General features: G+C 54.6%; 12 protein-coding genes and 2 tRNA genes. 8 read left to right on the top strand and 6 right to left on the bottom strand.

The features are described from left to right. Window positions 1–55 precede the first annotated feature (55 nt). Window positions 56–3466 (bottom strand): TonB-dependent receptor, encoded by a 3411-nt coding sequence (locus tag VNX88_11240; GenBank protein ID HWY69233.1) that lies wholly within the window; start codon window positions 3464–3466, stop codon window positions 56–58. Window positions 3467–3864: 398 nt separating this feature from the next. Here VNX88_11240 and VNX88_11235 point away from each other — a divergent pair, with 398 nt between their 5' ends. Continuing rightward, window positions 3865–4413 carry an isochorismatase family protein gene (locus tag VNX88_11235; protein HWY69232.1) on the top strand — a complete coding sequence of 183 codons (549 nt, stop codon included), beginning with the start codon at window positions 3865–3867 and terminating at the stop codon, window positions 4411–4413. A gap of 89 nt (window positions 4414–4502) precedes the next feature. Then, window positions 4503–5624 (top strand): helix-turn-helix domain-containing protein, encoded by a 1122-nt coding sequence (locus VNX88_11230; protein ID HWY69231.1) that lies wholly within the window; start codon window positions 4503–4505, stop codon window positions 5622–5624. Window positions 5625–5986: 362 nt separating this feature from the next. On the opposite strand, the gene VNX88_11225 is transcribed toward VNX88_11230, so the two are convergent. Continuing rightward, window positions 5987–6060, bottom strand: a tRNA-Gln gene (locus VNX88_11225). A gap of 101 nt (window positions 6061–6161) precedes the next feature. Next, window positions 6162–6983, bottom strand: a complete 822-nt coding sequence (locus VNX88_11220; protein ID HWY69230.1) for an ATP-binding protein — start codon at window positions 6981–6983, stop codon at window positions 6162–6164. 329 nt (window positions 6984–7312) lie between these two features. Here VNX88_11220 and gap point away from each other — a divergent pair, with 329 nt between their 5' ends. Both gap and VNX88_11210 read left to right on the top strand, forming a co-directional pair. After that, the gene (gap, locus tag VNX88_11215; GenBank protein ID HWY69229.1) at window positions 7313–8320 is read left to right on the top strand and encodes a type I glyceraldehyde-3-phosphate dehydrogenase; all 1008 of its coding nucleotides are present in this window, start codon (window positions 7313–7315) and stop codon (window positions 8318–8320) included. Between the two features lie 13 nt (window positions 8321–8333). Beyond that, window positions 8334–9545 (top strand): phosphoglycerate kinase, encoded by a 1212-nt coding sequence (locus VNX88_11210; GenBank protein ID HWY69228.1) that lies wholly within the window; start codon window positions 8334–8336, stop codon window positions 9543–9545. Here the strand turns inward: VNX88_11210 and VNX88_11205 are convergent, their stop codons facing one another. Beyond that, window positions 9546–10037, bottom strand: coding sequence for a hypothetical protein (locus VNX88_11205; GenBank protein ID HWY69227.1), 492 nt, complete (start codon window positions 10035–10037; stop codon window positions 9546–9548). Between the two features lie 13 nt (window positions 10038–10050). Between VNX88_11205 and tpiA the strand changes: the two genes are divergently transcribed. From tpiA to VNX88_11185, 4 genes are all read left to right on the top strand, one after another. Further along, window positions 10051–10800, top strand: coding sequence for a triose-phosphate isomerase (tpiA, locus tag VNX88_11200; GenBank protein HWY69226.1), 750 nt, complete (start codon window positions 10051–10053; stop codon window positions 10798–10800). A gap of 73 nt (window positions 10801–10873) precedes the next feature. After that, window positions 10874–10958: transfer RNA gene (locus VNX88_11195), tRNA-Leu, on the top strand. Between the two features lie 95 nt (window positions 10959–11053). Then, a complete protein-coding gene (gene secG, locus VNX88_11190; protein ID HWY69225.1) occupies window positions 11054–11398 on the top strand; it encodes a preprotein translocase subunit SecG in 345 nt (114 codons plus the stop codon). 76 nt (window positions 11399–11474) lie between these two features. After that, on the top strand, window positions 11475–12107 hold the full coding sequence (locus VNX88_11185) for an MBL fold metallo-hydrolase (GenBank protein HWY69224.1): 633 nt from the start codon (window positions 11475–11477) through the stop codon (window positions 12105–12107). Window positions 12108–12549: 442 nt separating this feature from the next. On the opposite strand, the gene VNX88_11180 is transcribed toward VNX88_11185, so the two are convergent. Then, window positions 12550–13725, bottom strand: coding sequence for a pyridoxal phosphate-dependent aminotransferase (locus VNX88_11180; protein ID HWY69223.1), 1176 nt, complete (start codon window positions 13723–13725; stop codon window positions 12550–12552). 121 nt (window positions 13726–13846) lie between these two features. Then, window positions 13847–14815 (bottom strand): DMT family transporter, encoded by a 969-nt coding sequence (locus VNX88_11175; protein HWY69222.1) that lies wholly within the window; start codon window positions 14813–14815, stop codon window positions 13847–13849. Window positions 14816–15059 lie beyond the last annotated feature (244 nt).

Genomic DNA, 15059 nt, shown 5'->3' with positions numbered 1-15059 from the left:
CGGTGTTTTATGCAGCCGCCAGAGGGAACCTGTCAGATTCCCTCCGGCTCCTCTCTCAAAACACGAACCTAGCTGTGAGATTCACCTGCCGGTTCCCTCCACTAAATATCTTGGAGTTCAGAAAATTGGAATCGGCAATGTTCACATATCCGGGATTTGAAGTTGCCGCTGTTACTCCGGATGCGCTGAACACATTGCCGTTACTGATGGTGTAGTTCTTGTGATTGAGTACGTTGTTGAAGTCAGCTTTGAGCTGAAAGTAAGCAGACTCCGTTATCTTTAGTTTCTTGCCGAGCGACAGGTTCGCCACTCCGAAACCTGGGGATCGGAAACTGTTTCGCCCAAGGTTTGCTTTTACGTCGGGCCCTGCGATTACAAATTTTGCGGTCGGATCTGCTGCGAGATATCCAATCGAAGCGCCAGGACAAGATCCGCCGTTCCCCACCGTATCGCCGGCCAAAGAAGTAGTGCCGTTTGGATTAGCACATACAGGGATCACATCGGAACCCTTCAGTGATGTGCCGAATGGATTCAGCACGCCACGATCTCCAGCCGTATCTCCGTTTCCATTCGAATCGATACCCGCCAGACCAGACTGGAGAGTTACCGGCTGGCCAGTCTGAGCGAGGTAAACTACTCCGAGACTGTATCCGTTCAGCAATGTCTTAACAGCCCTATTGTCGGAGTGGATGGCAGGTGTTTCATAGCTTGCGGATAAAGCAAACTTCTGACGCACGTCTAAATCAGAGTCGGAACGGTCCTGCCCGATCTGATTTGTGTCTTGCCCTCGCCGCGGATTCAGAAGACTCGTAAAGAATTCGTTCGTGGCATCGTCAATCGCATGCGACCAGGTGTAGTTCGCGTTGAACGACAGCCCGCGCCATGCCCGCTGTGTATAGTTCCAGGAGAGTGCATGATAGACACTGCTTCCTAATGGCGGATCCGACGTGACATTTGCCAAGAAGCCAAAAGGGCGATAGATATTGTTGCCGCCGCTGGCCAGAAAGGCGTTGAATGCGGCGTCTGTGGGCGTGCCGGCATTCCAGGTTGCCGGGACATCGGATGCTTTGAAGAACGTGGGTATTGCATTGACTCCTGCGTCAAACGCGCTAATACGGTTACGGCGGAATTGAACTGGCAACTCCAAGCCGCGCGTTCCCAGATAGCGTACCTCGAATAAACCATTGCGGTAGAGTTCGCGCTGGATGCCGAAAGACCACGTAAGAATCTTCGGCATTACGGTATCGTCGATATACGCCGTGGTTAGAGCTCTTGCTTCTTGCTGATTTGCGGGAGGCAAGTACACCGACGGCAACCCACCGGCTGCGAGGAAGGGCGACCCGGTTCCATTCGATCCCGGCTTGTTCCCAAAGTTGGCACACCAACCCGGCGGAGTGCTTAGGCCACACGCCGACGCGGGATCCATTTCGCTCTGGGTTTGAGGAGGAAGCGTAATGGCAGCGAAGTTCTGGAACTTCCATCCATAGGAAATGCCAAAACCTCCACGAACCGATGTCTTTCCGCTCCCGAACGGATCGTAAGCAAAGCCAATTCTTGGAGCGAAGTTGTTGGTATCCGTCTTCGGTTTGCCGAATGTAATGACGTTGGGAACACTCGATATGGCATTGAGTGCTTGTGTCTCGCCGCCTACCGGATTCGTCCAGTATTCGTACCGGAGTCCCAGGTTCAGCGTCAGTCGCGGGGTCAACTTCAGATCGTCCTGAAGGTATCCTGCGAACAGACTTTCTGTTCCGAGGAAGCTGCCGCTGCCGGCGCCTCGCAACGTACGTCCTGGTACCGAGGCCAGGTTGTCGTTCACGAGGTCCTGCGCTGTCTTGTACCAGTAGTCCCCATTGCTCCGCGGCAGAAAGAACTGAGGATAGATGTAATGCGTGTATTCTCCTCCAAACTTCAGCGTGTGCTTGCCCACAACCCGGGAAAGACTGTCCTTCACCTGGTAAGAATTCTGCTTCTGATGCTGGTTATCTGAGGGGCCTACAGTCGTACTGCCCAACTCCTCAATCGTGACCTCTGGCGGACAAGTCGTGCATGGGTTGACCGACGCCAGGGAGAAATACGAATACTGTAGGCGAAGGTCATTCACTGTGTGGGCGTTTAGCGTCCACGTATCATTCACAGATATCTTGCGACTACGTACCGGCTGGTCCTGGTTGAATTGTGATTGCGTTGAGTTCACCGGGACAATGAACTTAGTCTGGTTGAGAAGGAAACGGAAACCAACCTGGTGCTTACTCGCCGAATAATCGATATTGGCAATTGCATCGTGCTCCCGCTGTAAGAGCGGGCTGATAAGCACAAGCGGACCTACAGGAATCGACTTTCCGTTTACTGTAATCGCAAGGCTTGGATCCGCAGTTGGAGCTACGGGATAATTCTTTAGAACATCTCTTACTGCCTGATCGGCAGCCAGGCTTTGCATGGTCGCCAGTCCAGTTGCGGTGGGAGCATCCAGGAATGTGGCATTTCCGTCGCCGTGCAGGTCCGTGTATTCGTAATTGCCGAAGAAGTACAGCTTGTTCCTCACGATTGGGCCACCAAGATTCGCTCCGAAGCGATTGTTGTCATACGCGGGCTGGCCCGGAATCGTCTTGGCTGCAATAGCAGCCTTGGTCAGGTTGTCCATTGCGTTCAGGTTTCGATTCTGGAAATACTCGTACGCCGAGCCGTGAAAACTATTCGTTCCCGTTTTGGTAACCAGGTTGAATTGGCCGCCGGAAGAGTGTCCTGTGTCGGCGCTGAACTGGTTGGTTTGCAAGGTAAATTCGGCCACGGCGTCGGGAATCACCGTTGAATTTGGTCCCGTAACACCGAGATTGTTGTCATCCACTCCATCGACGCTGAAGTTGTTCTCACGAGGACGCGTGCCACCAACTGACCCGCCTACTCCGGTAACGCCGCCCGGCTGTGCCACAACGTTGGGGACCAGCACCGCAAGATTTAGCGGGCTGCCGTTCAGGGCTCCGCCAGCGTTGGGCAAGTTCAGTACGTCCTGGGAGTTGAAGTTGTTACTTAGCGAAGAGGAAGACGTCTCAACTGCTGCTCCGGCGGCAACAACTTCAACGACCTCTGTCGCTGCCCCCACCTGCAACTGCGCGTCGGCTGTATTGTCACGGTCCGCAAGCACGACAACGTCTTTCCGCACAAATCCGCGGAAACCCTGCGCCTCGACGCTGACCGAATATTTTCCCGGGAGCAGGCTGGGAACATTCCAGGTTCCGGCTGATGAGGTAACTGTATTGGAGACGACTCCGGTCTCCTGATTCGCAATCTTTATCTTCGCATTTGCGATGGTCGCGCCTTGTTGGTCCAGAACCTGTCCACGTAGTGTTCCGGTTGTGCTTTGTCCCAAAGCGATACTCGTCAGCAGCAACGATACGCAAGCAAGAACTGCGGAAGAATAGAGATATTGCCTGGAATTTCTGTTTCGCATCTTAAGTCGATTCACTTCGAACCTCCGTTTTTTCAACACCAACGCAATGCTGGAGACCAGCAAATAAAAGCAAGCTGAGGAGCCAGTAACCTCAGGATCTTGTTCATCAGCATTCCCATTTGGGGGATTGTGTCAGGACTATTCGACACGTGAAAGACATGTGACGGACGTGTATCGGACAAAAAGCGACAATCGTTTTCGGGAGCACCTTCGAAAACAGATCTGAAGAGAGGAGAAATTAGAACAAATCTGGGTTAGCGGCAATTCGACTGGCGGAGACGTCGTGTTCTGTTTCTTGAACGCTCAGCAACGCGAGGATGGCGATGTCTTTTTTTGTCCGGTAAAGGTCCAACGCATGTCTTTCGCCCATTTGCGGTCACTGCAACAATCGCTTTCAAGGAGAGGGATTTCGAATGTCCAATTCTGCAACCGCACTTCTTGTCGTTGACGTGCAGGAATCATTCCGTCATCGTCCCTACTGGCGCGACTCTGAGCTACCTTTCTTCGTTGAGTGCCTGCGATCTTTGATCGCCGGGGCCCAGTCCCGCAAAATCCCAGTCGTCCAGATTTTTCACGTCGAGGATTCCGGACCATTCTCTCTGGAGTCGGGTTACGTCGTTCCATTACGGGATTTGTCGTTCAAGCCGGATGCGGTTTTCAAAAAGCGCTGCCACAGCGCCCTCATTGGCAGCGGACTCGATGTCTGGCTTACCCAACATGGCATCCGGCGTGTCATCGTCTGCGGCATTCGGACGGAACAATGCTGCGAGACAACCACACGCCATGCTTCCGATCTGGGATATGAAGTTGACTACGTCACGGATGCAACATTGACATTCCCGATGACTGACCGCCACGGCAGAGAGTGGACGCCGGAGCAAATCAAATCAAGAACTGAACTGGTTCTGGAGACGCGCTTCGCACGAATAACCACTGTTGAAGAGGCGCTTGCGGCAGCATGAGACAACTTGTAGTCTCATTCAATGGATTAGCACCGCTCCCATCTAGTTGGTCGGAAATGTCCGGTGCAAACGTTATGAAGGAGTCGTTAATGCCGCCGACGAAAACCGCAGTATTCGGCGGTAAGGATGAAAGGCTCCTCCACCATGCCGCCCCAGCTTCGGGTTCTGATCAACCTCGCCGCATCCCGGTCTTCGTCGTAGTCCCACCACGCCTGCTTTTGCTCGATATCGCTGGTCCACTTGAAGTCTTGCGCCAAGCCAACCGCGTACAAAGCTCTGTACGTTTCGAGGTACGTTACATCGGGCCAACCTCTTCACTGCGAACTTCGATTGGCATCACTCTGGCAGGAATCGAACCGCTGCCCGCGGAATTGCCACCGCAGTCGTGGGTCGTGCTTGCCGGCGATGTCGAGCACATAATGCTGTGCGGAGGGGCACCTGGTCCGGGAAAGTCAGCCGATGATGAAGCGGCGGAAAGAGCCATCGTGACGTGGTTGAAAACCACCGTCCGTCCCGGCCATAAGTTGGTCTCTATCTGCACTGGAGCGTTGATCGCTGCCCGCGCTGGTCTTCTTGACGGATACTCCTGTACCACTCACTACCTGAGTTACGATGAGCTCCGTGCGATCACCCCGCGGGCTCGAATTCTGGAAAATCGTCTCTATGTTGAAGACGGTGCGCGGTACTCGAGCGCCGGCATCACTGCCGGCATCGACCTTATGCTGCACCTCGTTCATCAATCCACGGGACAATCCTCCGCAGTCGCAGTCGCGCGCTATCTCGTTGTCTATTTGCGCCGCAGTGGTTCCGACCCACAGCTCTCGCCCTGGCTGGAAGGTCGCAATCACATTCATCCGGCTGTACATCGTGTGCAGGATGCGATCGCCGCAGATCTTACCAAGCCCTGGAGTCTGAGGGCGCTCGCGCGCATCGCGGGCGCCAGCGACCGCCATCTTTCGCGCCTCTTCCACGAACACGTCGGGATGAGCATTCCCGAATACAGCAACCGTCTACGAGTGGCCTACGCACAGCAACTGCTTCGCGAGACCAGGTTCGACATGGAGCGCGTCGCCGAACAATCCGGATTCAGTTCGACGCGCCAGCTTCGCCGCGCCTGGGAAAGGATCCACAAAACGCCGCCACGCGAAGCTCGCATTCACTGGCACGCCAAGGCGGTTTCGACCCGCAACAATCACAATCCTGGCGTTTAGATCACTGTTGCGCAGCGGTGCATGTATTTCCTTTAGTTCGAGCCTTGGCGACCAACTGGTTCGATAGTTTTTTGCTTATCGATGGGAGAGGCAATCTGCTGCGCCGGCCATCATGGTCGTATGACGGGCCACTCGGAAACCAGCTGCGATCGTTCTGCATTAGTACAGCGGTCTGAAATGCGGGTGGTTCAGGGTGGTTAGAACACCTGGGTTTCGCGCAGTAGGCAGGGCGCGGACCTCTGTGTGGCACGTTTTAGGACCCAGACCTGAGAGATCAGATTTTCATTTTGGAGAATTTGAAGGTCGATGCGCTGACCTGGAATCAACAGTCCAAAATTGTGCTCGTAACTGCTTGAAAGACTTGGCTGCCCCCCAGGGATTCGAACCCCGATATGCTGATCCAGAGTCAGCTGTCCTACCATTGAACGAGGGGGCAGTGTCTTAGAACGACGAACTGCCGGAAACGGGATCAAGCCATCCCGTTCGGATGGAGCTATTCTGTTGATTCTATGATGCGTTCCTGGGCCGGTCAAATGGCTACTGCAAAGGGCGGCCATCGCCTGAATCTGCGCTCGAACTCTTTACCCGCACTACCACAATCTTCGAGAACCCTTCCTTGAATGAAGGCGGACGAAGCTTCTCGGCCATGCGGCGCATTACATCTTCCTGAACACTGCGCTCGCGGCGGCGGTTGCGTTCCAGGCAGACCTCGAGTGGAACGTCGAAGAACAGTGCCTGCACTTCGTAGCCGAAGCTGCGGGCCATCTTGATCCATTGACGGCGCTCGTGCGGAGAGAGGTTCGTCGCATCGACATAGTTCCATGGCATCTTGGCGATGAGGCGCGCACGCAATAGTGACCGCAAGGTGGAGAAAACCAACCCTTGATAGCGCTGCTCGGTAATGTCGTCGAACAGGATGCTTCGCAATAAGTCGCTCGAAAGAGGAGTGACGCCGCGGCGTTTGAACCACGTTGTTTTGCCCGATCCGGGAAGCCCAATTGCCAACACCACCACTCCCCGCGGCGCTCGTCTCTCCTGCGGCATTGCTGCCTGGCCGGGGCCGGCAGTCGGGACTGTGGGCTGTCGGAGAATCTCGTCAGCAGATGCTGGTGGAATCGATGGCGACTCGGGCTGAGTAACGATCTGCATGCGATCGTCCGAAAAGGATCGCGATTCAGTCCGTACAGTGGGCTTGTTTTCCGCACTTGACTCCGGTCCTGTGTAGTAGGAAGGTTGGAGGGGAGCCGGCTGATCGGCGGTCACCGGCGGCTTTTCCTGACCCACTTTGCCCGTGGATTCCGACTCGTTCTTTGCCTTCTTGCCTCTGCGGCGCATTTTATCGCGCACCCAATTGCGCATTCGAGGCTTGTAACACAATTTGCTGCGACGAGCAAACGGTGTGAATCCTTTTCACCACGGAGACACCGAGGACACGGAGGAAGTCATTGCAAAAAATGTATTGGGTTTACATCCTTCTACGGGTACCTTCGTGTCCTTTGTGGTTAGGGGTGTTCGTCTCGCCTCGTGTTCTTTGCCTCCTTGCGGAAATGAGTTTTGCGCCATTTCTCTTTGTGATTTACGATTTTTGTTTCATCTGTACATGCGATCTCAGCAAGAGCTGATCGCGGCGTCTTCATTCCACAATCAATCGCGTTCGCGTGCTCCGGCAGCGAACACTCGGAGAATTAATGGCAATTAAAGTTGGTATCAATGGATTCGGACGCATCGGTCGAAACGTCGTCCGGACCGCACTCAACCATCCAAATATTGAATTCGTTGCACTCAACGACCTCACAGACGCCAAAACGCTGGCGCACCTGCTGAAGTACGACTCCGTTCTCGGCAATCTTAAAGAGGATGTAAGCGCTACTGACAATACCATCAGCATCGGCAATAAGAAGATCAAGGTCTTTGCGGAAAAAGATCCGGCGAACCTCAACTGGGAGTCGGTAGGAGCACAGATAGTCGTAGAATCGACCGGCAGATTTACCGAAGCAGAAGCGGCGCGCAAGCATCTACGTGGAAGTGTGAAGAAGGTCATCATCTCGGCTCCGGCGAAAAATGAAGACATCACCATTGTGTTGGGCGTGAACGAAAGCAAATACGATCCGGCGAAGCATCACATCGTCTCCAACGCCTCCTGCACCACAAACTGCCTGGCTCCGCTGGCCAAGGTTGTGCACGACAAGTTCACGATTCAGAGCGGCACGATGACCACGATCCACTCCTACACCAACGATCAGGTGATCCTGGATTTCCCGCACAAGGACCTGCGTCGAGCTCGCGCCGCGGCACTGTCGATGATTCCAACGTCGACTGGAGCCGCCAAGGCTCTTCATCTTGTGATTCCGGAACTCAAAGGCAAGCTTGACGGCTTTGCCATGCGTGTACCGACTCCAATCGTGTCGGTTGTCGATCTGGTCGTGTTCACAGAAAAGAAGACCACGCCTGAAGAGGTGAACGCGGCGATGAAGGAAGCGGCGTCTGGGTCGCTAAAGGGTATCCTTGGAGTCGAAGATGGAGAGCTCGTGTCGTCTGACTTCCGCGGCGATTCCCGCTCTTCGATCGTCGATTCTCCGATGACGCGCGTGGTGAATGGCAATTGCGTCAAAGTAATTTCCTGGTACGACAATGAATGGGGGTACTCCTGCCGTGTCCGCGACCTCATTGAGTTCATGGCCAAGAAAGGTTTATAGACCGGAGCCAGTTATGCATAAGCTCTCGATCAAAGATCTGCCGCTTCGAGACAAACGAGTCTTCGTGCGCGTCGACTTCAACGTACCTCTTTCCGAAGAAGGACGTGTCACCGACGATACGAGAATTCGCGAGACTCTTCCCACATTGGAATACGCGATTCGCAATCGCGCTAAGCTGATCCTGGCATCGCACCTTGGACGTCCCAAGGGAAAGCCGAATGCCAAGATGAGTCTGAAGCCGGTTGCGGAGCGTCTGCGGATGCTGCTCGACAACGTCCTGGAGAGTAGCTGCAACGTCGGCTTCTCTCCGGACTGCGTGGGAATCGAGGCGGAGGAGCTTTCAACACGCCTCGAGAGCGGACAAACTCTGCTGCTCGAGAACCTGCGCTTCCATCCAGAAGAGGAAGCCAACGACGAGAGCTTCGCTCGTGCACTCGCCAAGCTGGCCGATTACTACGTAAATGACGCCTTCGGTGCCGCACACCGCGCACACGCATCCACCGCGGGCATCACGAAGTTCGTCGGCAAATCCGCGGCCGGATTCCTGATGCTGAAGGAACTCGACTATCTCGGGCAAGCCTTGCACGATCCCAAGCGTCCATTCATTGCGATCCTGGGTGGCGCGAAGGTCTCCGACAAGATCGGAGTGATTCGCAATCTGATGGGCAAAGTAGATGCGTTGCTCATTGGCGGAGCTATGGCCTACACCTTCCAGAAGGCTCAGGGACGCGATGTAGGCAAATCGCTGGTTGAGCACGACAAGCTCGGACTAGCAAACGAACTGCTGCATGAAGCCAATGAGCGCGGCGTCGCATTTCTACTTCCAATCGATGACGTCGTCGCCATGAAGATCGAGAACGACATACCCACCAAGACGATTGATAGCGATCAGCCGATTCCCGACGGCTACATGGGGCTGGACATAGGTCCTAAAACCATCAAGCTCTACGCGGAGCAAATCGCTGATGCCGGGACAATCGTCTGGAATGGTCCGATGGGGGTCTTTGAAACGCCCTCGTTCGCTCTGGGCACAAAGAAAATCGCACAAGCGATCGCTCGGAATGAAGACGCTACTTCGATCGTGGGCGGTGGAGATTCAGTCGCTGCCGTCCACCAGGCCGGCGTTGCTGACAAAATTTCACATATTTCTACGGGCGGAGGAGCATCGCTTGAGTTTCTCGAGGGCAAGAAGCTGCCGGGAGTTGAAGCACTCAACAACAAGTAACTATTGCTTCATGATGCGAGGATCGAGCTGGGCGGGTAAGTTTGATGCCAGCTTTTCGCTCAATAACTCTGCTGGCAGCACTTCATTCAGAGCCCATTCGATACGGTTTACGGCTTGTCCAATCGCGGTGACCGTTTTCGCATCGGATTGTTCGTCGGAGTAGAGGGAAATCACCTGAAGCGCATTGCGGATGTGGTGGTTCATCTCGGAGATCGTGTGCAGGCGTTCGCGAACGAATTCGCGGCGTTCGCGATCAAGGCGCCTGGCCTGCCAGAAGAAGGCACCAGCGACGATGCCGGTGAGCGAATTGGAAATTGCCATGAGGTCGTAGCGCGGAACGCCTTCGCGCAGTAGCAATCGATCGAATAGCAGTCCTACAACCGAAACGACGGATGCAGCGACGATAATCGTTGCCCAAGATCTGAACGTAGAGTCTTCCCCGGAACGATCACTCATCTTGAACCCAAAAATCGAGGAGAAATTGACGCGCATTCGATTCTAGCCCATGCGAAGAAAACTAATTGCAGCCAACTGGAAGATGTACAAGACGCCGGACGACGCACGAGCCTTCGTGCGTGAATTCAAGCCGCTGATTGCCGGGCATGACCGCGACGACGTAGCGCTTTGCCCTCCTTTTATTAGTATCCCCGCAACGCTGGAGGCCGTCGCCGGAACCCAGATTGAAGTGGGTGCCCAGAATATGCACTGGGAAAAGCAGGGCGCATTTACCGGGGAAGTTTCCGCCGAGATGCTGAGGTCCGTAGGCTGCAAACAGGTAATCATCGGCCACTCCGAACGAAGGCAGTATTTCGGCGAAACCGACATCGGAGTGAATCGGAAGCTCAGAGGCGCCCTGGCTGATGGTTTGAAAGGCATCGTCTGCGTCGGTGAACTGTTTGAAGAGCGCGAGTCCGGATTAACTGAGAATATCCTGCGACGCCAAGTCGGCGCAGCTCTACGTGAGATCTCCGGCGGGGACGTGGACAAGTTCTGCCTCGCTTACGAGCCGGTCTGGGCGATCGGCACCGGAAAAACTGCCACGCCTGAGATTGCCGCAAACGCTCATATCTTTATTCGTGGCGAAGCGGCAAAGGCGATCGGGTCAGACGCAGCCAAGAAACTGCGCATCATTTACGGCGGCAGCGTCAAACCTGAGAACGCCCACGCGCTCATGTCGCAGGAGGAAATTGATGGCGCCCTCGTAGGCGGAGCCAGCCTCGATCCAGAGTCGTTTGCCGCGATCGTAAAGTGGTAATGCCTTTGAGTCTGCGCGGCTCGAGGGCTTCCAAGCCTCTGCTATACTTCACGTAGCCTCGCGTCACCAGTGTGCGGAAGTGGTGAAATTGGCAGACACACCATCTTGAGGGGGTGGCGCCGAAAGGCATGGGGGTTCAAGTCCCCCCTTCCGCACCATAAATTCTGTCCCACCTTGCGGGATCCGCGCGGTAAACACCTCTCAGCCCTCAGGGATCGGCAATGATGGGAACATAAAGGCTTCGTTTAGAAAAATGATCTATCTGATTGTAGCTATTCACATTTTGGTTTGCATTTTCTTGGTCATTGTCGTGCTTCTGCAGAGCGGCAAGAGTGCCGACGTAGCAGCGGCCTTCGGTGGAATGGGTTCGCAGACTGCGTTTGGCCCGCGGTCAGCGGCTAACGTTCTAACCAAGGCGACCACGTGGTCGGCCGTGATCTTTATGGTCACCTCGATTACGCTCTCAGTGATGATGAGCCGAAGAACTGGCAATTCCGTGATGCAAGGTGTAAAGCCAGCTAGTCAGACTACGGCTCCGGCACAACCCGGAGCTCCGGCTAAGGGATCGAATACCGAACCTCAGCCTGTAACGAAGTAATTCCTCCTTTAGGATGGATTAAGTTCGCTTGTGAAAGCCTCCTCTCGGAGGCTTTCAGCTTTTTGAGGAGTGCGCTGTGATTCACGAAATCTTTCCTGTGGGAATGTTGGGATGCAATTGTTCGGTCATCGCCGACGAGAACACACGGGAAGCGTTGGTCATCGATCCTGGTGATGAGATCGACCGCATTTTAGAAATTCTCAAACGGCATCAGCTCAAGCTCAAACAGATTATCGTCACGCACGCCCATATCGACCACGTCGGCGGCGCGATGAAGCTGAAACGCGCAACCAATGCGCCAATCCTTCTGAACAAGAATGATTATGCGCTGCTAAAGATGCTGGACGTACAGGCGGCGTGGATTGGCACGCCACCTCCAGGCGCAGTAGAGATAGATCAAAGCCTGGAAGATCAAGAAACGATTCAGTGTGGCGCAATCCATGCCGTTGCCATGCATACACCCGGACATACGGAGGGAAGTACGTGCCTCTACTTCCCTTCTGAGCAAAAGCTCATAGCGGGCGATACCCTGTTTGCCGGCAGCATCGGACGCACAGATTTACCCGGTGGTTCGTTCAACAAGATCATTACTTCGCTGCACGATAGAGTGCTGGCTTTGCCGGATGAGACGGTCGTGGTTCCCGGTCACGGCCCTTTGACGACGATTGGCGAGGAACGGCAAAGCAATCCGTTTCTTGTAAAGCGCTAGTCGAAGTCAGCGCTGCGCCTAGCCGCCTTCGCGCCTTCTTTTCCCAAAGAGGTACGCGTGGATTTCGGCAGGTGTGCTGTGGTTCGTTTTCGTTTTGCTGCGTTGGCCGCCTTCTTGATATGCCAGTCTTACTGGTGCTTTTGTTTTGCTGCTGGCGATAGTTGTCTCCGATCAGTGGCGGCTTGAAATATTGAACTGCGCATTCATGAGCCTCGGCTTTCTCTTTCGAGGAGAACGTACCGAGATTGCGCCGTTTACCCGTCTTGGGATTCTTCTTTCGAGAGTACAGGCGATACTCTCCGGATTTCAGTTCGCGGATCATAGTTCGTAAGATTCTTCAGTTTTGAATTACGTGGTTTGGATTCCGTGGTTCCGTCCCCCCTCGGCCGAGGAACGTCAAAAGTCCGGCCGAGGGCGGCCGGAACCACGTTAAAGCTCCAAACTAAGCCACGATCTCCAGAACCGACAGGATTCCTTTTCGGAATTCTTCTTCGGGCGTAATCAGGCTCACGACAAGGTATCCGTCCCTCTGGAAGTCGTAGAAGTGGCCCGGATGGACAACAACTCCAGCGCGGCGTATTAGTTCGATTGCCACGTCTTCGTCGGACTCTCTCGCCGGGATCCGCAGCACGGCATACCACCCACCTTCCACCTTAAGCCGCTGGATACCTGCGGCCGACTTGAGCTGCTCATCGAGGAATTTTAGGTTGGCGCGTGTACGCTTCGCTAATTGCGGTTGAACTTGATGCCGCTGCGTGAGCAATTCCCTTAGCGCGAGCTGAATCGGCGCGTTTACGGAAAGATAGGTGTCGGCAATCATCTGAAGTCGGGCATGAGCCTGGGTGCGCAACTCAGCTGGGCCGTTTACAACAATCCACGCCAGCTTCATCTGCGGCAAACAGGAGATCTTGGACAATCCACTCAATGCAAACGACAGACACTCGCTCGAAAAGGCCGCGCTGACGTCAGCAACACCTTCGACCTCGTAATCCAGAAACACCTCATCAGAGATCAGAGCGAGATTGCGCGCCCGACAAAGAGTGGCGAGCTGCTCCAGCTCCCGGCGGCGAACAAATGATCCTGTGGGGTTGTTCGGATTAACCAACAAGATCGCCCGCGTTCGCGCTGTTATTGCCTTTTGCAATCCAGCTATGTCGATGTGCCACCCGTGGTCATAGAAGAGTTCGTAGGAACGGAGCTGCACATCCTCTATGTCTGCCAGAAACTCGAATAGCGGATAGCTTGGCTGTGGTGCGAGCACCTCGTCGCCGGGATCACACAGCAGCCGAAAGAGAAAGGAGTAGCCCTCGCTCGTACTTGTAGTAAGAAAGATTTGCTCGGGCGAAATTATGGGTGCGTTCGCGCGCAGCTTGCTCGCGTTGTAGTAGTCCGCGACGGCACTTCGCGCAGAGCGTAAACCTTGGGGATCCGGGTCGTAATTGAGTGATTCAACATGCGCAAGCGCGGACAAAATCGCTACTGAGTTAAGTTCGAAATTGCAATGCGTCGGATTAGATGCCGTGAGATCAATCAATCCTGTCCCCTCAGCACCCGCCTTACTCAGAGCAGCCGAATAGCGATTTTCTGCGAGCCTCCATCCCGTTCTGCGCGCAAACATGCGCGTTCACTGTAACAAATCGTGATTCAACGTGGATCGGTTTCTCAGCTCTTCATAACGCGAGCGAGGCGAAAAACGAAGAGCCACAGCCGAGCGTGGCTGTGCCACATTTCTAATTGGACTATTGGGCTGAGGCTCCCAAAGCGCTGCGCGCAGGCAATTGGATGATCACGGATTGGCTTAGTACCAGCACAATTCCCAAAATCTGCCATCCCCGGAGTCCCTCCCCCACGAAGCTCCCCGCAAGCACACTCGCAAACACGGGCTCCAGACAACTGGTGACAATCGCGCTGGTCGGATCCAGCAATCGCAATCCGCCAAGATACAGCGCGAACGGAATCAACATCGAGACCATTGCGAATCCGAAAAGGAACAACCATTCTCGGCTGGAGTAGTGCTGGGATAGGACTCTCCACGGTGGATTCACGATCAACCAGAAGATTGTCGCGGCCAGCAATGTGTAGAAGAGCACCAACCAACGCGAAGATCGCGCGAGTAGATCAGACCCGATCACGTTGTAAAACGAATAGGAGAACGCTGCGCCCAAGGCTGCGAGAATACCGATCGTGCTACTTCGGAACTGAGCTTGAGCACCGGTAAGCGCCACAAGTCCACATCCGAGGAAGGCGAGTATTACGGCAACGCTCCGCAGCCAAGTAGCTCGATCTCTCCCCACCATAACGCTGTATGCGTAAACCCATACTGGAGCGGTGTACTGAACCGTGATTGCCGTGGCAACCGTGCTTTTCGCGATAGCGTAGTAGTAGAAGAAGTTGGCGCCGCAAATCCCCAACACTCCCATGGCACCGCACATGACCAATGTGCGACGGCTTGCCTTGAGCACAGCCGGCCCGCGGGAGATGAAAACAATCGGGACAAGAACCAGCAGCGCGAAAGTTGAGCGTGTTTGCGAAAGAATCAGCGCATCGATGCCCGCCCCGCGCACCCAGTGCGTTCCATTGAAGACAGCCTTACCCACCGCTGCCGAGGCTCCGTAGCAGAATGCAGCGGCAGCGATGAGTAGATAGCCTTCTAACTTTCGGGCATCAAGGTTGAAGCATTTTTTCCAGCCGCTGCGGATCGAAGCCAATCATCACCTGTTCGCCAACGACAATTGTAGGAGTAGAGCGGCTCTGGTACTTCTCGACCAATTCCCTTGCGGCCGAAAAGCTGACGGAAACGTCGCGGACCTCAAATTCGATTCCTCTCTCCGAGAGGAAGGCCTCAGCAATGCGGCACGGTGGTCAGCCAGGCTGACTGAATACTACGACTTTGGGCTTATCCATATCTTTATTTGATTCATCCTCAATCGCCGTTGTTCACGAAAATCGCGA

This window comes from Terriglobales bacterium, assembly GCA_035567895.1.
Lineage (GTDB): Bacteria > Acidobacteriota > Terriglobia > Terriglobales > Acidobacteriaceae > Gp1-AA112.
This window is presented reverse-complemented; position numbering and strand designations above follow the sequence as displayed.

Excerpts from the sequence above, each read along its gene's own strand:
- tpiA (HWY69226.1), top strand. The coding sequence starts at position 10,051 with ATGCGAAGAAAACTAATTGCAGCCAACTGGAAGATGTACAAGACGCCG.
- VNX88_11220 (HWY69230.1), bottom strand. The coding sequence starts at position 6,983 with ATGCGCAATTGGGTGCGCGATAAAATGCGCCGCAGAGGCAAGAAGGCA.
- gap (HWY69229.1), top strand. The coding sequence starts at position 7,313 with ATGGCAATTAAAGTTGGTATCAATGGATTCGGACGCATCGGTCGAAAC.
- VNX88_11235 (HWY69232.1), top strand. The coding sequence starts at position 3,865 with ATGTCCAATTCTGCAACCGCACTTCTTGTCGTTGACGTGCAGGAATCA.
- VNX88_11230 (HWY69231.1), top strand. The coding sequence starts at position 4,503 with ATGCCGCCGACGAAAACCGCAGTATTCGGCGGTAAGGATGAAAGGCTC.
- VNX88_11210 (HWY69228.1), top strand. The coding sequence starts at position 8,334 with ATGCATAAGCTCTCGATCAAAGATCTGCCGCTTCGAGACAAACGAGTC.
- VNX88_11205 (HWY69227.1), bottom strand. The coding sequence starts at position 10,037 with ATGCGCGTCAATTTCTCCTCGATTTTTGGGTTCAAGATGAGTGATCGT.
- secG (HWY69225.1), top strand. The coding sequence starts at position 11,054 with ATGATCTATCTGATTGTAGCTATTCACATTTTGGTTTGCATTTTCTTG.
- VNX88_11180 (HWY69223.1), bottom strand. The coding sequence starts at position 13,725 with ATGTTTGCGCGCAGAACGGGATGGAGGCTCGCAGAAAATCGCTATTCG.